Genomic DNA, 19,259 nt, shown 5'->3' on the forward strand with positions numbered 1-19,259 from the left:
AAGCCTATTCCGCTCCCCGCGTGCCGGCGGGCCGCGGACCCTCCTGGTAGGGCGGAGCGACCCCCCAGCCCCAGCGTGGTACCGGTGCCTGGCGGATCGGGTCCGCGTCCGGTTGGGAGTTGCGGACCGCCAACCGGGTGCCCCACTCGAGGTAGCCCGTGAAGGCGGCGCGGAACTCCGGATCGTCGGGCAGGCCGACCTCGTCGGCGGCGTCCATCATCAGGTTGACCCACCGCCGACGCTGCGCCTCGCTGATCGCCCGGCCCAGGTGCTGGCCGAGCATGTGGCGGTAGCCGCCGCGCTCGGCGGTGTACGTGGCCGGTCCGCCGAAGACCTCGGCCAGCCACATCGCCACATGCTGGGCGTGCGCCGGATCCATGCGCGCGAAGATCGGCGCGAGCAGGTCGTCGGCGCGGACCAGGCGGTAGAAGGCAGCGCAGAGCCGCCCGAACGCGTCGACACCACCGGCCCACTCGTACAGGCTCGGCGGTGCGGCGCCACCAGGCCCGAAAACCCCGGTCGGGTGGTAGTGCCGCATCTCCTCGATGTCCTCGACGTACGGCCTGATCGCGGCGAAGAACCGCCCGAACACCGGGCCACCCCGAAACCCCCTGAGGTGCTCGTCCACCGACGTCCAGGTGATGCGCAGCACGTAGGAGGCGGGGTCGTCCAGGCAACGGCTCAACTCGTAGTCCACGCACTGCGGCGCGGCGCGGAGCGCGTCGGCGGCCCGCTCGTACGCCGCCTCGAAGCCGTCCAGCCGCTCCTGCGGCACCCGGTACCTGATGTACTCGATGACCATGGGCACAGCCCAACACCCGCAGCGACGGCAATCAAGTACGCACCATCTGGTGCGTGCCCCGAGGGAGGCCACGATGCCCAAGCGTTACCACTGCCCGGTGGAGTTCGCCGTCGACGTCATCGGCGGTAGGTGGCGGCCGGTGATCCTGGCCCACCTCAAGGAGGGCGTACACCGCTATGGCGAACTGCGCCGCCGGATGCCGGGGGTCAGCGAGAAGATGCTGACCCAGCGTCTGCGCGAGTTGGAGGCCGACGGACTCATCCTGCGGCACGACCGCGAGACCAACCCACCGCACGTCGAGTACCGGCTCACCGAGGAAGGACTCAGCCTCGCCCCGGTGTTGCAGGCCCTCTACGACTGGGGCACCGCACGGGCCGCCCGTACCGGCGCCACCATCGACGAACCCGCTGCCGGTGCCGTCAGTCGCTGAGCCCGAGGTGCAGCAGCCACACCCGGTCGTCACGGCGAACGACGAGGTCGACGTACACGCCTTCGTACCACTGTCTGGTGTCGACGGTGAGCTCCCAGGACTGCACGGAGCCCGGCCAGAGTCGCCGCAGCAGCGCCAGGACCCAGCCGGCGACCGCCTCGGCCAACTGCCGGGCCGGCATCTTCTCGGCCCACACGTACGCCGGCTCCCCGGGGAGGAACAGTCCGGGGAGCGCCGCGTCGACAAGCGCGGGCCAGGAGCTGACCGGCGCCAGCCGGGAGACCGCGCAGTCCTTCGGCAGCAGCGCGTTCACACCGGTGGTCACGTCGCCGAGCAGCGGCCCGCTGGTGAGGGTGAAGGTGCCGACGTGGTTGACCCCGACCAGCAGATCCTCCAGAAACCGCAACGCGCGGTCGACCATCTCCGGGATCTCGTCCGCTGTCGCGTCCCTCGCCGCCTGCAACGCGGCCCAGTCGAATGCCGTCACGTCGGCCAGGTTAGTGAATCCGACACCGGTCCTCGATCCGGAGTCGCCGAGCCTGCGCACGTGCCACGGTTGCGCCCGTCGGAGCGGGTACCCGCGCGGAGTCGTCAGCTGAGAGCCTGACCGGGATGGTGCAACCCACGGGGAGGGTCAATGACACGGCACGCGGTCCGGGCGGCGCGGATGTTCGACGGTGAGCGGCTCGTGGACGGAGGGGTGCTCGTCCTGCTGGACGACGGCCGCGTCGTCGACGTACACCGGGGTTGGGCCGAGGCACCGGAGGGCTGGCCGGTGCGTGAGGAGCCGGACGCCACGGTGCTGCCCGGCCTGGTCGACGCGCACGTGCACCTGTGCGCCGACGCCGGACCCGACGCGCTCGGCCGGCTCGCCGAGCGTCCCGAGCCGGACCTCGACGGGGTCGTCGAGGCATCCCTGCGCGCGCACCTGGCGGCGGGCGTCACCACCGTCCGCGACCTGGGTGACCGCCGGGACGCCGTGCTGCGCTGGCGGGACCGGGAGGGACGCGACGACCTGCCAACGGTGGTGGCGTCGGGCGCGCCGGTCACCAGCGTCGGCGGACACTGCTGGTCACTGGGAGGCGAGGCGAGTGGCGTCGACGGGATCCGCGAAGCCGTGCGCCTGCGGGCGGAGGCCGGCGCCGACCTGGTGAAGGTCATGGCCAGCGGTGGGGTGTTCACCCCCGGCACCGACACGACCCGGCCGCAGTTCAGCGACCAGGAGTTGACCGCCGCGCTGACCCAGGCACACGATCTCGGCCTGCCGGTGACCGCGCACGCCCACGCGATCGGCGCGGTCGAGCAGGCGGTGCGCGTCGGCGTCGACGGCATCGAGCACTGCACGTGCGTCACCGCGACCGGCGCCCATGTCCCCGACGAACTCGCGGACCGCCTGGCCGCGTCCGGCGTGGCGGTCTGCGCCACGCTCGGCACGGACCCGGCCGTGGTGACACCGCCGGAGGTGGTGGCGATGGCGGCGCGCGCCGGGCTCAGCGAGGCCACCCTGCGCGACGGCGTCGCCACCCTCCATCGGGCCGGGGTCCGCCTGGTGGCGGGCTCGGACGCGGGTCTCGGCCCGGCGAAGCCGCACGGGATCCTCCCGGAGACGCTCATCGAGTACGTCGGGTGCGGCATGCCCGCCACCACCGCGCTGGCCGCGGCCACCTCGGTCGGCGCCGAGGCGTGTGGCCTGGGGCGGCGCAAGGGCCGTATCCGCGCCGGTTTCGAGGCCGATCTGCTGGTCGTGGACGGCGACCCGACGGACGACATCACCGTACTGCGCCGCCCGCTGGCCGTGTACCGCGCCGGCGTTCCGCTGACCGGCTGACCGGCTCCGCCGACGGGTCGGTGCGCGGGACCACTGTCACAGTGGCGGCCAGGCGTTGGTCAGCAGTTGACGGAAGTGCGCCGGGAACCACTCGCCGAACGGCGGAGCGGCAGGCATCGCCCCCGTGACGTACGGGGAACTGCGCGGCGCGAGATAGTTCGGGTCGCACAGCGGCTCGTACGGCAGACCCGGGGTCGGGTTGCCGGCGGCGCCGTCGGACGCGCCGGGCGGCTTGACCCACGCGTAGGCGTCGATGCCCGGCTCGGGTTCGGCGGCGGGCCGCTGACCGAGGCCGGCGCCCACCTGGTTGCACCAGTTCCCGACGGTGGCCCGCCGGTCGATCCGGCTGCCGTCGACGTACCTGTTCACCTCGCTCGCGGTCGCCGGGCCGGTGGGGCGGCTCGGACCGCCCCAGCCGTTGCGTGAGGTGTCGACCACGACACCCACCTGCGGGGAGAAACCCACCTCGGTCAACCGGGCGCGCATGTGCTGCGCGTAGGGCACCTCGTCGAGGAACGGGTTCCAGTCGACCCACCTCGACTGGTACACCGGCTGGCCGTTGACGACATCGCCGACGCGGAAGTGCTCCTCGCGGAGCACGGAGTAGTTGGCGGTGTTGGCGACGAAGCCGTGCACGTTGGCCACCGTGCTGCCCGCGGCGGTCGCGGCCTGGAGCAGGAGCGCCGTCAGCGGCGCCGAGTCCTCCGGCCAGCCGACCTCGCCGTGGTGACTGACGTCCAGGTACGGGTAGACGTTGGAAACGGTGCCGAGCCGGGCGAGGGCGTAGCCGATCCCCTGCTGGTAGGTGCCGCGTGCCCGCACCTCGTCACAGGCGGGCGTGGCGGTGTACCGGGTGCCGGTGTTGACGACGAGGTTGGGCAGCGAGTTGGGCTCGACGAAGGCGACGATGCGCAGGCCGGCGTATCGGGGAGCGGCGAGGATCTCGACAATCGGATCGATGAACTCGGCCTGGTAGCGGGCGGTGTCCTCGATCGACAGCTCCCCCTGCGGTGCACGCCGGCCGCAGTCGCGGGCCGGCAGGTTGTAGAGGGTCAACTGGACGAGGTCGGCGCGCTGCGCCAGGGCGGCGTCCAGATGATCGCGCAGGCCCAGCACCCCGTCGGTGCCCGCGATCCGGGCAATCCGGTCCAGCCAGACGGCCGTCGGCTGACCCGCGACGGCGGCACCGCCGGGCTCGGCGGCGACGCGAGAGGCCCACTCGGGATTGACGTAGACCCGGGCATCGACGTAGGGGTTGTCCACCCGTGACGGCGGATCGGCGGCGTGGGCCGGACCGGCGTGGGCGAGCACCCCCACCACGAGGACGGACACGGCGGCGAGGACTGAGCGGACCGGTGGCATGGTCACAGTGGTGGCTCCCTCGGATCTGACCCGGGCGTCGAGTGTGCGCCCTCGGCCATAGATTTATCGACTTCGATCGATTATCGCATCCGCCGTGTCCCAGCGCGTGAAATTCTAGTTGACACATAGGAATTGTGGGTTAGCGTCGTATCCATGACCAGCCAGCACACCCTGCTTCGGGGCACCGCCATCGCGGTGTCGCGGGGATGCTGCCGTGGCTGGACCGCCGCCTGCGGCTGCTGCCGCTGAGCGAGCGTTACCCGCTTCTTCCATCCGCGGCGCCGCCGGCTCGACGACGACCGGCAGCCGTTCCCTCCACCCGATCAGCGGATACGCGCCGAGCAGACCAACTGGCTCCTGTCGCGTCACCCAGCGGTGCCTGCTGGTGGCCACGCGATCGTGCTCGCCGAACCGCTGATCGGCAGTCCCGCCCACGACGCCGCCCCTGGACCACGTGGGGTGCTGCCCCGTCCCGCAACCAGCCACGAAGGAGTCGTACGTGAGATCACCATCCCTCCTGGATCGACGGGCGTTCCTGTCCGCCACCCTCGGCGTAGCCACGCTGGGCCTGACCGCCTGCGCCGGCGACGAGACACCCGCCGTGGCCCTGGCCGCCGGCGAGCCACTGCCGGAGGTCGTGCCGAAGGGCACCAAGCTCGTCATCGGGGACAAGGAGCACCAGAAGGCGATCGAGTTCTCCGGAGAGGCGGAGAAGCTGTCCTTCACCGTGGAGTGGGCGAACATCAGCGGCGGCCCACAGACCCTGGAGGCGTTCCGCGCGAAGGCGGTGGACCTCGGCTCGGTGGCGGACATCCCCCCGATCCACTCGCACTGGACCGGCATCCCCACGAAGATCGTCGCCTCGAAGTACCGCCAGGACCCGCTCAACCACGCCATCTACCGCCTCGGGATCGCACCCGGCGTCACGGTCGCCACCCTCGCTGACCTCCGTGGGAAGAAGATCGCGTACAGCCCGGGGCAGGCGCAGGGAGCGCTGGTGCTGCGGGTACTCCACAAGGCCGGCCTCAGCAAGAAGGACGTCAAGCTGGTCGAGCTGCCGAGCACGGGCGACGTCTACGCGACAGCGCTCGCCAGCCGCCAGGTCGAGGTGGCCCCGATAGGCGGTGTGCAGATCAAACGCTACGAGACCAAGTACGGCCGGGACGGCGCGACCGCAATCCCGCACGGACTGCGCGACGACCCCGGTCACCTGTACGCGCCGGTCACCGTGCTCGGCGACCCGGCCAAGGCGGCGGCGATCCGCGAGTACGTGCAGGCGTGGGCGCGGGCCTGGCGATGGCGCGAGGCCAACCCGGACGAGTGGATCGAGCGGTACTACGTCAAGGACCAGGGCCTGACCACCGACGACGGCAGGTGGCTGATCGAGAACGGCGGCGTGGCCGACATCCCGTCCAGCTGGACGGAGGCCATCGGCCGGCACCAGGAAACCATCGATCTGCTGGCCAAGGAGACGGGCAACAAGCCCCTCAAGGCCGAGGACCTGTACGACCGACGGTACGAGGCCGTGGGCGCGCAGGCACTGACCGCGGGAGGTGCCAGGTGACGGTCCTGACACTGATCCGGCCCCGACCGCCCGCCGCCGTTGCCGCCCGGCGCCCGCGGCGTCGACTGAAGCCGGGACGCCCCATCCCGTACGGGGCGGCGATCGGTCCGTTCCTGCTCCTGGCGGTGTGGGCGGCCGGTTCGGCAGGCGGCTGGATCGATCCCCGTATCCTCTCGGCGCCCTGGACCGTGGTGACCACGGCGGGTGACCTCATCGCCGACGGGCGTCTTCAGGACAACCTGGTCGTCTCGGCGCAGCGCGCCGGCCTGGGCCTCGCCCTCGGCACCGTCATCGGCACCGTGCTGGCCGTGCTCGCGGGCCTGAGCCGCTGGGGTGAGGCCATTCTCGACGGCCCGATCCAGATCAAGCGGGCCATCCCGGCGCTCGCGCTGATCCCGCTGCTCGTCCTCTGGTTCGGCATCGGCGAGCAGATGAAGGTCATCACCATCACGCTCGGCGTGTTCGTCCCCGTCTACATACACACCCACAACGGGCTGCGCACCATCGACAGCCGGTACGTCGAGCTGGGCGAGTCGCTACGACTGCGGCGGACCGCCTTCATCCGCCGGATCGTGCTGCCCGGAGCACTGCCCGGCTTCCTGCTGGGCATGCGGTTCGCGGTCGTCGGGGCGTGGCTGTCCCTGGTGGTCGTCGAGCAGATCAACTCGACGAGCGGCATCGGCTACATGATGGAACTGGCCCGCGAGTACGGCCAGACCGACGTGATCATCGTCGGGCTCGTGCTGTACGGACTGCTCGGGCTGCTGTCCGACGGTGCCGTCCGACTCGTGCAGAGGAGGGCCCTGTCGTGGCGACGCACCATGGCGGACTGACCGCCACCCGTACCGTCCGGGTCGAGGGGTTGATCCGCGGTTTCGGGGATCGGGCCGTCCTGGACGGGTTCGACCTGGAGATCGGCGCGGGCGAGTTCGTCGCGCTGCTGGGCCGCAGCGGCTCGGGCAAGAGCACCCTGCTGCGGGCGCTCGCCGGCCTGGACGGCGACGCCACCGGCACGGGCCTGGTCGACGTACCGGAGAACTCCTCGGTCGTCTTCCAGGACGCCCGACTGCTGCCCTGGCAACGGGTGCTGGACAACGTCGTGCTCGGCCTGCGCGGGCCGGACGCCTACCAGCGCGGCCAGGCGGCACTCGCCGAGGTCGGCCTGGCGGGGCGGGAGCGGGCCTGGCCGAACGAGCTGTCCGGTGGCGAGCAGCAGCGGGTGGCCCTGGCCCGGGCGCTGGTATCCGAGCCGAACCTGCTGCTCGCCGACGAGCCGTTCGGCGCGCTGGACGCGCTGACCCGCCTGCGCATGCACGGCCTGCTGCGTGAGCTGTGCGCCCGGCACCGGCCCACGGTCCTGCTCGTCACCCACGACGTCGACGAGGCGATCACGCTGGCCGACCGGGTGCTGCTGCTCGACGCCGGCCGGATCGCCGTCGACCTCGCCATCGACCTGCCGGCGCCACGCTCGTACCGGCAGCCGCAATTCCTCGCGTACCGCGAGACCCTGCTCCGCGCACTCGGCGTCGACCCGACGGAGGGATGACCATGCTGCACCTCAACGCGTTCCTGATGGGCGTCGGCCACCACGAGGCGGCCTGGCGGCTGCCGGAGAGCGACCCGTTCGCGCAGACCGACGTCGCGCACTTCACCCGCCTGGCGCGCATCGCCGAGCGCGGCAAACTCGACTCGCTCTTCCTCGCCGACAGCCCGGTGCTCTGGAACAGCATCGGCCGGCGGCCGGCGGGCACGCTCGAACCGACGGTGCTGCTCACCGCGCTGGCCGGCGCGACCCACCACATCGGGCTCATCGCGACCGCCTCGACGACGTACAACGAGCCGTTCAACCTGGCCCGCCGGTTCGCGTCGCTGGACCACATCAGCGGCGGCCGGGCGGGGTGGAACATCGTCACCACCGCCGGCGTGGACGCCGCCCGCAACTTCAACCTGGACGAGCTGCCCGCCCACCGGGACCGGTACGAGCGAGCCGCCGAGTTCCTGGAGGTATCGCTGAAGCTCTGGGACAGCTGGGACGACGACGCCCCGCTCGGCGACAAGGACGCCGGCCGGTGGGGCGACGACGACCTGCTCTACCCGCCCCGCCACATCGGACGACACTTCCGGGTGGCCGGCCCGCTCAACGTGCCCCGTTCACCGCAGGGTTACCCGCTGCTGGTGCAGGCCGGGTCGTCCGAGGACGGCAGGGAGTTGGCCGCCCGGTACGCCGAGGCCGTCTTCACCGCCCAGCAGACACTCGCCGAGGCGCAGGAGTTCTACCGCGACCTCAAGCGGCGCGCCGCGCAGGTCGGCCGCGACCCGGACAGCGTCAAGATCCTGCCCGGCATCGTGCCGGCGGTCGCCCCCACCGAGGCGGAAGCCCGCGCGCTGGAGGAGGAGCTGGATCGGCTGATCAGACCCGAGTACGCGAGAGCCCAGCTCGCCACCACGCTGCGGGTCGCCGCGGAGGACCTCGACCTGGACAAGGAACTGCCCGCCGACCTGCCCAGCGAGGACGAGATCCAGGGCGCCAAGAGCAGGTACACGCTGATCGTCACCCTGGCCCGGCGGGAACGCCTGACCGTACGCCAGCTCATCGGCCGGCTCGGCGGGGGACGCGGGCACCGCACCTTCGCCGGCACGCCGGAGCAGGTCGCCGACGCCATCGAGGAGTGGTACCGCAGCGGCGCCGCCGACGGCTTCAACATCATGCCGCCGGTGCTGCCGTCCGGGCTGGAGACGTTCGTCGACCACGTCGTGCCGATCCTCCAGCGCCGGGGCCTGTTCCGCACCGAGTACACCGGCACCACCCTGCGCGACCACTACGGGCTGCCCCGCCCGGTCAACCAGTCCGCACGGCGGCTCGCCGCCGCTTCCCACTGATCACCTGGAGAGGACGAACGATGGTGGAGCAACGACCCTTCGGGCGCACCGGCGTGCGCATCAGCTCACTCACGCTCGGCGCGATGAACTTCGGCCAACGAGGTAACCCCGACCACGAGGACGGCATCCGGATCATCCATCGAGCCCTCGACGCGGGCATCAACGCCATCGACACCGCCGACGTCTACTCCCACGGCGAGTCGGAGGAGATCGTCGGCAAGGCCCTCGCCGGGGGACGTCGCGACGAGGTCTTCCTCGCCACCAAGTTCCACGGCCAGGTGGGCGACAACCCGCAGCATCGGGGCAACTCCCGCCGCTGGATCTTCCAGGCGGTGGAGCACAGCCTGCGCCGGCTGGGCACGCAGCTCCTGCCCCTGCTGCGTGAGGGGGCGATCGACGCCCGCCGGACCAGCACGCGGGACCGGGGTGCGGTGCCGGCGGTCAGCTGAGCCCGATCACCCGCAGTGAGGTGCGGTCAGCTCGGCAAGCAGCGTGTAGAGCCGTGCGGCCGTCGACCGGTCGAACTCCGGTCGGGCCAGCGACACCGGCGCTCCTCGACGCAGCGCTGTCAGTCGGGCGGTCGGCGGTTGGGCCAGCAGGGCGGCCAGGTGGGTGGCTGCGGTATCGGTGGATCGTCCGAACAGGGCGGCTGACGCGCCGACGAAGGCACGTGCCGGCTGGCGGAGGTAGCGGTGCATGCCGCTGTTGACGAACAGGGGGTTGTAGAGCACGTAGCGGATCTGGCTCTGGGGATGCGCGGTCGCGAAGCCCGCTCCCAGGAGGTCGTTGGCACGTGCGCCCTGCATGGTGGCCTTGAACAGGCTGTATCCGTCGGCGAGCTGGAGGTCGTTCCAGTTGATTCCGCCGGCCCGGATTCCACCGGTGCCGCTGAGGTTGAGGATGAGCGGCGCCTCCGCACGGTCCAGCGCGGGGCGAAGCCGTTCGGCGAGCAGATAACGACTGAGGACGTAGATCGCGAAAGTCTGCTCGAAACCCTCGTCGGTGACGACCCGCCGCTGGCCGAAACGTCCCGCGGCCAGCACCAACACGTCAATCTTGTCGGGGAGCCGGTGTGTCAGTTCGGCGGTCTGCCGGACCGAGGTGAGGTCCGCGTCGGCGCTGCCGATCGCGATGACCCGGTCTCCGGCTTGCCGGAGACGGTGAGCGAGTGCTCCGCCGATGCCTCGTGTCCCGCCCGTGATTACCACTGTGCGCATACTTTCATCGTGGGTCTCGCCCGAGTTCGCGGAAAGAAGGCACATCGATGTCACCGGTACTACCGCTACCCGTGACCCTGGCCGACCGTGCGGCGTGCACGGCGACCGACGTCCTGCGGCGGGTGGGTGAGAAGTGGACAGTTCTCATTCTCGTCGTACTCCACGACCGCCCGTACGGTTTCAACGAACTCGATCGCACCGTCCATGGGCTGAGCCGGCGCATCCTCACCCGCACACTGCGAACGCTGGAGGCCGATGGCCTGATCAGTCGCCAACAGATGCCGGATCGCGTCGAGTACGCGCTCACCGGCCTGGGCCACTCACTTCTCCCGTTGGTCATCGCCCTCGGTGAGTGGGCGGTCGATCACGCGTCCGAGATCGGACAGGCACGAGCGCGGGCGCGGCCGGATAGCCTCTGACCTGGTGGCCCACTCCGTCGCCCCTCGGTCAGGCCCGGCCGGAGTGGAGCTTTTCGCGGAGCCGCGCCCCACCGCCGACCGAAGACGGGGGCTGAGGTCGCGGCGAAGGGCCGCCCGCCATCGGCTCTGGCTGCCCGCCAGGGCGGTGTGCTGCTGAGCGCTATGACTCAGAGGCATAAATATGACACTGAGGTATACCGCTCAGCACCGCGTCCACCCCCACGGAGGTGACCGAGAGTCACTGCCGGCTGCGTCCACCGCCCCAACCAGGGTGAGCATTTGCTCGTCTAGCGCTTGAGGTACGCAGCCAGGCCGCCGAGCTCTTCGCTGGCGATGAACACCGACCGTACGTTGAGGATGGCCTCCTCGACGTGGGCGGAGCAGCCCCACGCCGCGTCGCCCCACGAATCGGCGATCTTGATCTCGGCCGGGGCGGTGCATCCCAGGACGCCACCGAGCTCGCAGTGCTCCGGGTGCGGCATGGCCGCCTGCGCGGCCGCCGCCGCGCGCATCCGGGCGGCGAGCTCCGCGGCGGCGCTCGCGCGCTGCTCGGCCTCGGCGCGCAGCTCCCGTTCCACGCGTACCACCTTGGCCAGCTCGTCATGGGCGGACCTGGCACGTGCTTCGGCGGCTCGGCGCGCCTGCTCGCTGTGGTGACACTCGATCGCCAGGGCGGCGGTGCCGGCGAAGACCCGGGCAAGGGCGAGGTCGGAGTCCTGCGGGGCTCGCGGGGTGCGGTGATACATGGCGAAGGTGCCCAGGAGGCCGCCGTCGCGGGCCAGGATCGGCGTGGACCAGCAGGCCGACAGACCAGCCTGCTCGGCCAGGTGCCGGAAGTCGTCCCAGAACGGGTCGGTGCTGATGTCGGTGACGATCACCGGCTCCCGCCGGTGGGCGGCCGTGCCACAAGACCCGACGCCCTCGCCGGTGGCGATTCCGTCGATGGCCTTGTTGTAGAAGTCGGGAAGGCTGGGTGCGGCACCGTGGCGCAGGTGCCGGCCGTCGGGATCGGCGAGGAGGACGGAGACGAGCACCTCCTGCGGTGCGAGATTCTCGATACAGCGGGCCATCCCGTCGAGCACCTCGGTCAGGGGTGCCTGCCGGGCGATCTGCTCCACCAGGGCGCGGTGTTCGGCCATCAACCGCTGGGCCTGCTTGACCTGGGTGGTCTCCACGCCGAGCACCCGGATCCCGGAAACCTGACCGGAGACGTCCCGGCGCGGCTCGTAGGTGAAGTCGAAGAAGGCCTCCCGCGCCTGCGGGCCGGTGCCCAGCATGATCCGGGCGTCACTGCCGGTGTAGGGCTCACCCGTGCGGTAGACCTGGTTCAGCAGCCCGATGAAGCCCTGACCGGCCAGCTCGGGCATCAGGTCCACAAGCGCGACCCCGGTGCGAGCCCGTTCTTCGCCGATGGTGGCGAAGAACGCCGGGTTCGCCGTCTCCACCAGATGCTCCGGCCCCGCCAGCGAGGCGAAGACGGCGGTGGACTGCCCGAACAACGCCCGCAGATCCTCCTCCGCCCCTCCCTGCCCGGAGCCCGCCGGATCCGCAGCCCTGGGCAGTTGGCCTGGTACCGCCGTCACGTCGTGGTCCGCCTCTCGTCCGGGTTACGGCAATGACTCGATCGTGCGGCACTCGGTGTGCCTGTGCTGACCGTGCGCGCGGCGGGTGGCTGAGGCCGCCGATGCAGCGTACCGGCGGGACGGACCGACGGCGAACGCACGCAGGTGCAGGACCTCCGGCGGCCGTAGGAGACGGTTGTCCCCACCAGCAGCACGGCCCCCAGGAAGAAGTAGGTGTTGATTGCGAGGCCCGCCCAGAACTCGCCCGTGGAGATGTCGTCGGCGCCGACAAAGCCACCGCGGCGGACACCGGTGACCATCAGCAGGTTCTCGACCATCCCGGGAACACCCCGGATCACGAGCAGGATGCTGCCGCCCAGGAGCGGCGGCAGAAGGAGCCACCGGGGCAGGTGCCGAGCCCAGGGACGGACGGTGGCGTGGACGACGACCGCCCCGACGGCCGACACCGAGATGAGTACGACGTTGAAGATCACGTAGGCCCGCAAACTCCAGGGTCCGCCACCGGTCGGATCGTCGCCGGGAAAGAACACCAGGAACACATGGGACACCACGAAGAAGATCAACCAGGCGAGGGCGCCGTACGCCCAACGCGGATCTCTGCAAGCGGGCATGCCAGCACCATCGTCGCGCCGGTCCGACGACGCCTCCCTCCCTCGGGGGGCTTTCCTCCCGCGGCTGAGCGAGGCGCGGCAGTGTCGACACGCTCAACTCGGCCCCGAGGCGAGGCACGCGGCGCGGAGAGGCATGGCCGACAGAACGCGAATCAGCGGATGCAGATACGTGAGCGCATCGCTACCATGGGTCAGCAATCCAGAGGGAAGGGGGTCGTGGCCGCGTGCGAAGTCCCGTCAACGGAACCGCACCGACGTCCGCGCCGGGCGGCCCGTCCGCGCCGCCTACGGCCGACCGTCTGCGCGGGCTCGTCCGCCGGATGGTGCTGTTCGCGACTGCCGTCGGGGCCGGGTTCCTCCTGGCCGCCCTGTTCCAGGGGCCGGCCGCCGCCGACGGGATGCGCAGCGGCTCTGGCGCCGAGCCACGTCTGGAGATCGGCGGTCTGGTCGAGCCGGTCACACGGCTCACCGAGGCGGCACGCCCCGACCAGGACCGCAAGCGGACCGCGGGTGCCGACGACCGCCGCGCCGGTGCCCCCGACACCCCGGTGACCAGAGCCATCGGTGACGTCGTCGCCCCCCGCGACACGACACCCGCGCCGAGGGCTCCACGCTCGGCGGGCACGTCGACGGTGTCCGTGCCGCTCCCCCGGGTCGACACATCCGGCGCGGCGGAGGGCGAAAGCCTCCGGCCAGCCTCCTCGGCTCGCGCGGATCATCGTCCAACTCGACGCGTTCCGGCGGCGCGGCCGACCGCTGATCCAGTACGACAGGCAGCCCGCGCCGTGCCCGAACTGCCCGCGATGCCCCGACCGGCGGGTACGCCCGCGGCGGACCTGATCACCGCCGCGCTACCGCACGTCACGGACATCGCGCGCGCCGCGCTACCGCGCGTCACGGACATCGCGCGCGCCGCGCTACCGCGCGTCATCGGCACGGTGAGCGCGGTGCCGATCCCGCCTGTCGTCACGGCGCTCTGCCTGGTCCGGGATGCCGCTCTGGCACCCGCTCTCGACGCGATGATCGTTCCGTCGGCGCCTGCACCGCCCACTCCCCCAAGGCTGGGACCGGCCGCCGTGCCGCTGGCCGGCCCGGTACCCGCGCCTGCGCCGACCGTACCGACGCCACAAGCGCAACCGGCGAAACCGGCGTTGGCACCGGTACACGCCCCAGCTACGGCGGCGGCTATGGCACCGCCACCGTGGCTGTCCGTCGTCGAGCCCGCGCACACCAGGGCCTCGACGGGACATCCCGCCGCGCGCCCGGATCCGGTGAGCGCGGACGCGGACCTTCCGCGCCGACCCGTCACGCCCGCCGACCAGGACGCTGCCGGCGCCGACGACGGATCGCCGCCGGGGCCGGGACTGGTCCGACCGGCCGACCGGCAGGCGCACCTGCGCGCCGGGCAACTCCGCGACCTCGTGCCACTTCTCGTCGAGAGCCGCGCTCCGGCCCCGATCGCCCGCCCCGGCTGAGGCGGGTCGACCGACCCGGGTGGTTGGCCCGCGCGGCCGTCGCACCCTCCGGTCTGGTCGACCAGTGCCCGTGCCCGTCCGTCATACGGGTGCCACGGGCCATGCCTATCCGTCCGTCGCGCACGACCGCCCTGACCAAACCCGTGCATGTTCCGGGATCGGTGGCCGGTGTGACGCGTACCTGAGATCGGAGAAACGTGGTGATCCACGTTGTCGTCGCCGAGGACATGGGTTTGTTGCGCGGTGCGCTCTGCGCCGCGTTGTCAGGTGAGGAGGACATGAAGGTGGTGGCCGACGTCGACGGCGTCGGAGAACTGTTGACTGTGGTCCGGCGGTGCCAGCCCCAGGTGGTGGTGCTGGCGCTGACGCCGGAGTTGCCCGACCCGGTGGAGGTGGTGGCGCGGATCTGTGCCGATGTGCCGCGCACCGCCGTGCTGGCGATGAGCCCTCGGTGGAGCCCGACGCTTGTGGAGGCGGCGCTGGCGGCTGGCGCGCGCGGCCTGGTCGGGAAGGACAGCTCCCTCGCGGAGCTGGTACGGGCGATCCGTGCGCTGGCGGCCGGGGAACGGGCGATCGACCCGGCCGCGGCGGTGGCGGTGCTGAGCCCACCGGAGGTTCCGTTGACACCCCGGGAGATGGACGTGCTGCGGATGGCCGCCGAGGGGCTGCCCCTGAAGGAGATCGCGGCCCGCCTCTACCTGGCACACGGAACGGTGCGCAACTACCTGTCGGTGATCCTGCGCAAGACGGGGGCCCGCAACCGGTTGGAGGCAGTGTGGCACGCGCGGAATAACGGCTGGCTGTAGTCGTCGGGGCGGGTCCGGCGGAGAGGTCCGGGCCCGCCCCTCGCCGTGCGGACCCACCGGATGCGTGTTTGAATATTGACGTTGAGTGATCATCATCGGAGTGCGGGAAGGTCATCGTGATCCGTACCCTGCTCGCCTTGGACGGTGCCCTGGTGCTGGGCGCACTGTCGTTCGTCCTCGCCGCCGAGGACGACATCGATGTCGTGGCGGAGGTCGGCCGCGGCGACGCGGTCTCCGCGGCCGTCCACGCCCAACGCCCCGACGTGGTGGTGGCCGACCTCGACGTCGTCGAGGCGGTCGAGCCGAGCCGACTCGGCCTGTGCCCCGTCCTGGTGCTTGCCCATCCACAGCGGGCGCGGCGGCTGCGCGGCATGCTCTGCCCGACCCGGACGGTCGGCATCCTGCGCAGCGACGCCGGCCCGCAGCGGGTCATCGACGGGATCCGCCGGCTCGCCCGCCGCGAGCCGGTGCTCGACGCTGATCTCGTCGTCGCGGCGCTGCGCTCGGACGGCCCGCTGACCAGCCGTGAGACCGAGGTGTTGACGCTGACGGCGGCGGGGGCGCCGGTCGCGGAGGTAGCGGTGTCGCTCGGGCTCAGCCGTGGCACCGTCCGCAACCATCTGGGTCGGATCGCCCGCAAGGTGGGCGCGCGCACCCGGGTGGAGGCCGTGCGGATGGCCGGCGAGGCGGGCTGGATCTGAGCGGTGCCGTCGGCTCGGCCGGGGCCTCAGCCCCGCCGTGCCGGTGCCGTCCGCGGCGGCAGCACCGGATCGTCCCAGCAGCCGACGAGCGCCCGGTAGGTGGCCGAGCGAGCCAGCAACTCCCGGTGCGTCCCGAGCACGGGCTCGTCGCCGTCGAGGACCAGCACCCGGTCGGCCCGCAGCGCGGAACTGATCCGGTGCGCGATCACCACGAGGCTGCCGGGACGCCGGGCGAAGGCACTCTCGACCGTCGCCTCCAGCGCCGGGTCCAGGTGACCTGTCGCCTCGTCGAGGATCACCAGCGGGGCGGGTGCCAGCCAGGCCCGGACCGCCGCGATGAGCTGCTGCTCCCCGGCGGAGAGCACGGCCGGCGTGACCAGCCCGCCCAGCCCGCCCAGGCGGGTCGCCAGCGGACGCGCGCCGAGGGCGTCGAGAGTGACCTCCAGCGTCTGGTCGTCGACGTCCGGCCGCAGGTAGCGGAGGTTGTCGGCGAGACTGCCGGTGAAGACGTACGCCTCCTGGGGCACCAGCACCCGCAGGCCGGCCAGCACGTCCGGCTCAGCGTCGCGGACCGGCGCACCGGCCAGGTGGATGGTGCCGGTGTGCGGCGGCACCAGACCTGCCATCAGTGCGGCCAGTGTGGACTTGCCCGCGCCGCTCGGCCCCACCACGGCGAGGTGCTCCCCGTCGGCCACCGTCAGCGAGAAGTTGCGGACGACCGGGCGGGCGCGCGGGCCGTAGCCGAAGGTCAGCCCCTGGACCTCGACGGCCGGCCGGCGGCCGACCGGACCGGTTGTCGGGGAGCGGGGTGTCCGGGTGGCGGGGCCGGACCGACGGGGGCCGGCGGTTACCGGACCGGCGCGCAGGATGTTCTCCAGGGTGACCACGTACCGCAGCCCGCCGCCGCCGAGGCCCTGCACGAGGGTGTGCAGGGCGGGTTGCAGGCCGGTGGAGACGTAGATCAGCGCGCCCAGCACCGCGCCCGCGGTCAACCCGCGCTCGACCAGCCACGGAGCAGCCGCGAGCAGCACCACGAGCGGCAACCACCCGCCGATGCCGAGGCTGAGGCTGCGGATCGCGGCCATCCGGGCGAGGGTGCGTTCGGCCGCGGCCTGCACCGACACCAGGCGTTCCACGTCGGCCGTCACGCGTGTCTGGGCGCCGCAGGCCAGCACGTCGCGGTGCCCGGCCAGCGCCGTCGCGGCCGACTGGCCGAGCTGCTCGCCAGCGCGGACGTACGCGCGCTGGTGCGCGGCCATCGCCGGCAGCGCGGCGAGGAACACGGCCAGTCCGGCGACCATCGGCGCGGCGGCCAGCACCGCCACCACCGGTGCCAGGGCGAGGAGGCCGAGCAGGGCCGCGCCAGCGGAGAAGAGGAAGCCGCGGGTCACCATCAGCAGACCGGCGAAGGTGTCGCGGACGATTTCCATCTGGTGGGTCAGCCGGGTCACGGCTGCGCTGTCCGGGCGACCACCCACCCGGGTGGCGTCGCGCAACGATCCCCGGACCACCTGGGCGGCCACCTCGTCGCGGAACGGCTCGACCACGGCGCCCAGGCACCGGTACGTCCGACCGGTCGCCACCGCGCCGACCAACACGGCCACGGCGAGGGCCGCCAACCATGCCAGGCCGTCGAGGAGACGTCCGGCCAGGAAGCCGTCGTCGACGGCGCGGGCGACCAGGAGGCCGGCGAGCAGGGCGGGCAGGGCCTCGACAAGCGACCAGGCGCAGAGCCGGGCGACATCGCGCCGGCGGGCCCGCAGCGCGAGCCAGGTCACCCGCCGTACGCCGGGCCGGCTCACGAACCACCACCGGCCGGCTGGAAGACAGCCCGGTAGTCCGGGTCGGCCCAGAGCCGCAGGTGCGGCGCCAGTCCGCGCAGCCGACCGCCGTCCAGCCAGGCGACGAGGTCGGCCGCCGCGGCCACCGCCGGCCGGTGGGTGACCACCAGTCGGGTACGCGAGCCGACCCACCCGGTCACCGCCTCGGTGATCAGGTGTTCGGTCGCGGTGTCCAGGCTGGACGTCGCGTCGTCCAGGATGAGCAGCCGCTCCGCGGCGAACGCCCGAGCCAGGCCGAGGCGTTGCGCCTCGCCGCCGGAGAGCGGTGTGTCCACAAGCGGGGTGCGGTAACCGTCGGGCAGCCGTTCGATCACATCGGCGACCGCCGCCAGGTGGGCCGCCCGGAGGACCGCCGGTGTGGCCGGACTCCGGTCGGGCGCGGGCGCCGGGCCGACGGGCAGCGCCATCCCGATCGCGTCGTGGACTGTCGCGCCGACGAGTACCGGCCGGTCGAAGGCGTAGCCGACGGCTCGGCGCAGCGCCGACGGGTCGAGGTCGCGCAGCGGCACCCCGTCGAGTCGCACGTCACCGCCGTCGGGGTCGTGCAGTCGTCCCGCCACGGCGGCCAGTGTCGACTTGCCGGCGCCGGACGCGCCGACGACGGCGACCGTCGCGCCGGCCGGTACGTCCAGGTCGATGCCGTCCAGGATCGGTCGGCCGTCATCGGCGTACACGCGCACCCCGCGCAGTCTCAGGGCGCCGCCGCCGGGTGGAAGGGGCCGGTCGCCGGCCGGCGCGACGGGCTGTTGCAGCAGCTCGGCGACCCGGTGTGCCCCCGCACGGCTGCGCACCAGGTGGTTCAGGGTGGCGAGCACTCCGCCGAGCCCGGCGCCCATGGCCGCGTACCGGACGGCGGCGACCAGTTGGCCCGGGGTGAGCCAGCCGGCGGTCAGGGCGTACCCGCCGACCGCGACGACGCTCAGGTGCAGCAGCGGTGCCACGGCGGAGGTGCGCGCACTGGCCCGGGCCAGCAGGTCCCAACCGCGCCGGCCGTGGCGGCCCAGCTCCGGCAGGGCCGCGAGCACCCGGTCCTCCTCGCGGTGGGTGGTGGCGGCGGCGGCGATGGTCCGGGCACCGGTCAGCGACTCCAGCAGTCGGCCGGCGATGGTGCCGAGAACCCGTTGGTACCCGGCGGTCGCGGCCGAGGCGTCGGTCACGAAGGCGCGCATGAGGACGGCGAGCAGGACGAGACCGGCGAACAGGGTGATCCCGAGGACCGGTTCCATGATGGCGAGCGCGACGACGCTGCCGAGCGGTGGAAGCACCGCCACGACGGTCAGCACCATCGCGTTGCCGGCCTGCCCCGCGTCGGCGGCCTGGCCGACCAGCCGGCCGACGAGATCACCCACCGGGTGGCGGCGGGTGGCGCGGACGTCCAACGCGAACACGTGCCGCAGCAGGCGCCGGCGCAGCCCGGCGGTGGCGCGTGCCGCGCCGAATCCGCTGGCCACGTCCGTGAGGGTGTCGACGCCGATGAGGACGACAACCAGGCCACCGGCGGTCACCGCCCACCAGCCGGAGCCGCCGCCGAGGGCGGCGTCGACGGCGAGGCCGAGGACCGCGGGTAGCGCCAGTTCGGCAGCCGCGCCGAGCAGCGCGACCGCCGCGAGGGCGCCGGTCCAGCCGCCGCCGGCCCGGGCCGTCCGCCGGAGCAGTCGATCCCCCGAGGCGAACGTCGGCATCGGCCCTCCCCGGGGTACGCGGTTGCCCTGGGTGGGCACGTCTGCCCACCCAGGGCCT

19 protein-coding genes are annotated in these 19,259 nt (G+C 72.5%); 11 read left to right on the forward strand and 8 right to left on the reverse strand.

Going from position 1 to position 19,259, the window contains the following annotated elements:
* Positions 1 to 4 precede the first annotated feature (4 nt).
* Positions 5 to 802 (reverse strand): antibiotic biosynthesis monooxygenase, encoded by a 798-nt coding sequence (locus tag AB0C25_RS04385; RefSeq protein WP_357369511.1) that lies wholly within the window; start codon positions 800 to 802, stop codon positions 5 to 7.
* A gap of 73 nt (positions 803 to 875) precedes the next feature.
* Here AB0C25_RS04385 and AB0C25_RS04390 point away from each other — a divergent pair, with 73 nt between their 5' ends.
* Positions 876 to 1,232, forward strand: a complete 357-nt coding sequence (locus AB0C25_RS04390) for a helix-turn-helix domain-containing protein (RefSeq protein WP_357369513.1) — start codon at positions 876 to 878, stop codon at positions 1,230 to 1,232.
* On the opposite strand, the gene AB0C25_RS04395 is transcribed toward AB0C25_RS04390, so the two are convergent.
* A complete protein-coding gene (locus AB0C25_RS04395; protein ID WP_357369515.1) occupies positions 1,222 to 1,719 on the reverse strand; it encodes a hypothetical protein in 498 nt (165 codons plus the stop codon). The genes AB0C25_RS04390 and AB0C25_RS04395 overlap by 11 nt on opposite strands.
* Before the next feature lie 150 nt (positions 1,720 to 1,869).
* On the opposite strand from AB0C25_RS04395, the gene AB0C25_RS04400 reads away from it, so the two are divergent.
* Positions 1,870 to 3,060 carry an amidohydrolase family protein gene (locus AB0C25_RS04400; protein ID WP_357369517.1) on the forward strand — a complete coding sequence of 397 codons (1,191 nt, stop codon included), beginning with the start codon at positions 1,870 to 1,872 and terminating at the stop codon, positions 3,058 to 3,060.
* Positions 3,061 to 3,096: 36 nt separating this feature from the next.
* Here the strand turns inward: AB0C25_RS04400 and AB0C25_RS04405 are convergent, their stop codons facing one another.
* Positions 3,097 to 4,422 (reverse strand): glycoside hydrolase family 6 protein, encoded by a 1,326-nt coding sequence (locus AB0C25_RS04405; RefSeq protein ID WP_357370122.1) that lies wholly within the window; start codon positions 4,420 to 4,422, stop codon positions 3,097 to 3,099.
* 499 nt (positions 4,423 to 4,921) lie between these two features.
* Between AB0C25_RS04405 and AB0C25_RS04410 the strand changes: the two genes are divergently transcribed.
* From AB0C25_RS04410 to AB0C25_RS04430, 5 genes are read left to right on the forward strand one after another with little or no spacing between them, the layout of a single operon-like run.
* Entirely contained in the window at positions 4,922 to 5,986 is a 1,065-nt protein-coding gene (locus AB0C25_RS04410) for an ABC transporter substrate-binding protein (RefSeq protein WP_357369519.1), read from the forward strand.
* Positions 5,983 to 6,819: an ABC transporter permease gene (locus tag AB0C25_RS04415; protein WP_357369521.1), complete on the forward strand. Its 837-nt coding sequence runs from the start codon at positions 5,983 to 5,985 to the stop codon at positions 6,817 to 6,819. Before AB0C25_RS04410 ends, AB0C25_RS04415 begins: the two co-directional genes overlap by 4 nt.
* A gap of 29 nt (positions 6,820 to 6,848) precedes the next feature.
* Complete coding sequence (locus tag AB0C25_RS04420; protein ID WP_357370124.1) at positions 6,849 to 7,532, forward strand: ABC transporter ATP-binding protein; 684 nt, start codon at positions 6,849 to 6,851, stop codon at positions 7,530 to 7,532.
* The gene (locus AB0C25_RS04425; RefSeq protein ID WP_357369523.1) at positions 7,529 to 8,866 is read left to right on the forward strand and encodes an LLM class flavin-dependent oxidoreductase; all 1,338 of its coding nucleotides are present in this window, start codon (positions 7,529 to 7,531) and stop codon (positions 8,864 to 8,866) included. The genes AB0C25_RS04420 and AB0C25_RS04425 overlap by 4 nt, the downstream gene beginning before the upstream one ends.
* Positions 8,867 to 8,886: 20 nt before the next feature.
* The gene (locus AB0C25_RS04430) at positions 8,887 to 9,315 is read left to right on the forward strand and encodes an aldo/keto reductase (protein ID WP_357369525.1); all 429 of its coding nucleotides are present in this window, start codon (positions 8,887 to 8,889) and stop codon (positions 9,313 to 9,315) included.
* A gap of 6 nt (positions 9,316 to 9,321) precedes the next feature.
* Here AB0C25_RS04430 and AB0C25_RS04435 read toward each other — a convergent pair whose 3' ends face one another.
* The gene (locus AB0C25_RS04435; protein WP_357369527.1) at positions 9,322 to 10,083 is read right to left on the reverse strand and encodes a hypothetical protein; all 762 of its coding nucleotides are present in this window, start codon (positions 10,081 to 10,083) and stop codon (positions 9,322 to 9,324) included.
* 71 nt (positions 10,084 to 10,154) lie between these two features.
* Here AB0C25_RS04435 and AB0C25_RS04440 point away from each other — a divergent pair, with 71 nt between their 5' ends.
* Positions 10,155 to 10,502 (forward strand): helix-turn-helix domain-containing protein, encoded by a 348-nt coding sequence (locus tag AB0C25_RS04440; RefSeq protein ID WP_357369529.1) that lies wholly within the window; start codon positions 10,155 to 10,157, stop codon positions 10,500 to 10,502.
* A gap of 287 nt (positions 10,503 to 10,789) precedes the next feature.
* On the opposite strand, the gene AB0C25_RS04445 is transcribed toward AB0C25_RS04440, so the two are convergent.
* Together AB0C25_RS04445 and AB0C25_RS04450 are read right to left on the reverse strand one after the other, a co-directional pair.
* Entirely contained in the window at positions 10,790 to 12,085 is a 1,296-nt protein-coding gene (locus tag AB0C25_RS04445) for a GAF domain-containing protein (RefSeq protein WP_357369531.1), read from the reverse strand.
* Complete coding sequence (locus AB0C25_RS04450; RefSeq protein ID WP_357369533.1) at positions 12,082 to 12,696, reverse strand: hypothetical protein; 615 nt, start codon at positions 12,694 to 12,696, stop codon at positions 12,082 to 12,084. Before AB0C25_RS04450 ends, AB0C25_RS04445 begins: the two co-directional genes overlap by 4 nt.
* Before the next feature lie 224 nt (positions 12,697 to 12,920).
* On the opposite strand from AB0C25_RS04450, the gene AB0C25_RS04455 reads away from it, so the two are divergent.
* The 3 genes from AB0C25_RS04455 (at position 12,921) to AB0C25_RS04465 (ending at position 15,678) form a co-directional block, all read left to right on the forward strand.
* Positions 12,921 to 14,171, forward strand: a complete 1,251-nt coding sequence (locus AB0C25_RS04455) for a hypothetical protein (protein ID WP_357369535.1) — start codon at positions 12,921 to 12,923, stop codon at positions 14,169 to 14,171.
* A 200-nt stretch (positions 14,172 to 14,371) separates the two neighbouring features.
* Positions 14,372 to 14,977 carry a response regulator transcription factor gene (locus tag AB0C25_RS04460; RefSeq protein ID WP_357369537.1) on the forward strand — a complete coding sequence of 202 codons (606 nt, stop codon included), beginning with the start codon at positions 14,372 to 14,374 and terminating at the stop codon, positions 14,975 to 14,977.
* A gap of 116 nt (positions 14,978 to 15,093) precedes the next feature.
* Positions 15,094 to 15,678, forward strand: a complete 585-nt coding sequence (locus AB0C25_RS04465; RefSeq protein ID WP_357369539.1) for a LuxR C-terminal-related transcriptional regulator — start codon at positions 15,094 to 15,096, stop codon at positions 15,676 to 15,678.
* Positions 15,679 to 15,704: 26 nt separating this feature from the next.
* Here the strand turns inward: AB0C25_RS04465 and AB0C25_RS04470 are convergent, their stop codons facing one another.
* Together AB0C25_RS04470 and AB0C25_RS04475 are read right to left on the reverse strand one after the other, a co-directional pair.
* Positions 15,705 to 17,480: an ATP-binding cassette domain-containing protein gene (locus AB0C25_RS04470; RefSeq protein ID WP_357369541.1), complete on the reverse strand. Its 1,776-nt coding sequence runs from the start codon at positions 17,478 to 17,480 to the stop codon at positions 15,705 to 15,707.
* Positions 17,477 to 19,201, reverse strand: a complete 1,725-nt coding sequence (locus tag AB0C25_RS04475) for an ABC transporter ATP-binding protein (RefSeq protein ID WP_357369543.1) — start codon at positions 19,199 to 19,201, stop codon at positions 17,477 to 17,479. Before AB0C25_RS04475 ends, AB0C25_RS04470 begins: the two co-directional genes overlap by 4 nt.
* Between the last annotated feature and the right edge of the window lie 58 nt (positions 19,202 to 19,259).

This window comes from Micromonospora sp. NPDC048839 (assembly GCF_040649915.1).
Taxonomy (GTDB): Bacteria; Actinomycetota; Actinomycetes; order Mycobacteriales; family Micromonosporaceae; genus Micromonospora.

Bases quoted from the DNA above. Each gene is read 5' to 3' on its own strand.
- AB0C25_RS04385 (WP_357369511.1), bottom strand. From the start codon at position 802: ATGGTCATCGAGTACATCAGGTACCGGGTGCCGCAGGAGCGGCTGGAC.
- AB0C25_RS04390 (WP_357369513.1), top strand. From the start codon at position 876: ATGCCCAAGCGTTACCACTGCCCGGTGGAGTTCGCCGTCGACGTCATC.
- AB0C25_RS04400 (WP_357369517.1), top strand. From the start codon at position 1,870: ATGACACGGCACGCGGTCCGGGCGGCGCGGATGTTCGACGGTGAGCGG.
- AB0C25_RS04405 (WP_357370122.1), bottom strand. From the start codon at position 4,422: ATGCCACCGGTCCGCTCAGTCCTCGCCGCCGTGTCCGTCCTCGTGGTG.
- AB0C25_RS04425 (WP_357369523.1), top strand. From the start codon at position 7,529: ATGACCATGCTGCACCTCAACGCGTTCCTGATGGGCGTCGGCCACCAC.
- AB0C25_RS04430 (WP_357369525.1), top strand. From the start codon at position 8,887: ATGGTGGAGCAACGACCCTTCGGGCGCACCGGCGTGCGCATCAGCTCA.
- AB0C25_RS04435 (WP_357369527.1), bottom strand. From the start codon at position 10,083: ATGCGCACAGTGGTAATCACGGGCGGGACACGAGGCATCGGCGGAGCA.
- AB0C25_RS04450 (WP_357369533.1), bottom strand. From the start codon at position 12,696: ATGCCCGCTTGCAGAGATCCGCGTTGGGCGTACGGCGCCCTCGCCTGG.
- AB0C25_RS04475 (WP_357369543.1), bottom strand. From the start codon at position 19,201: ATGCCGACGTTCGCCTCGGGGGATCGACTGCTCCGGCGGACGGCCCGG.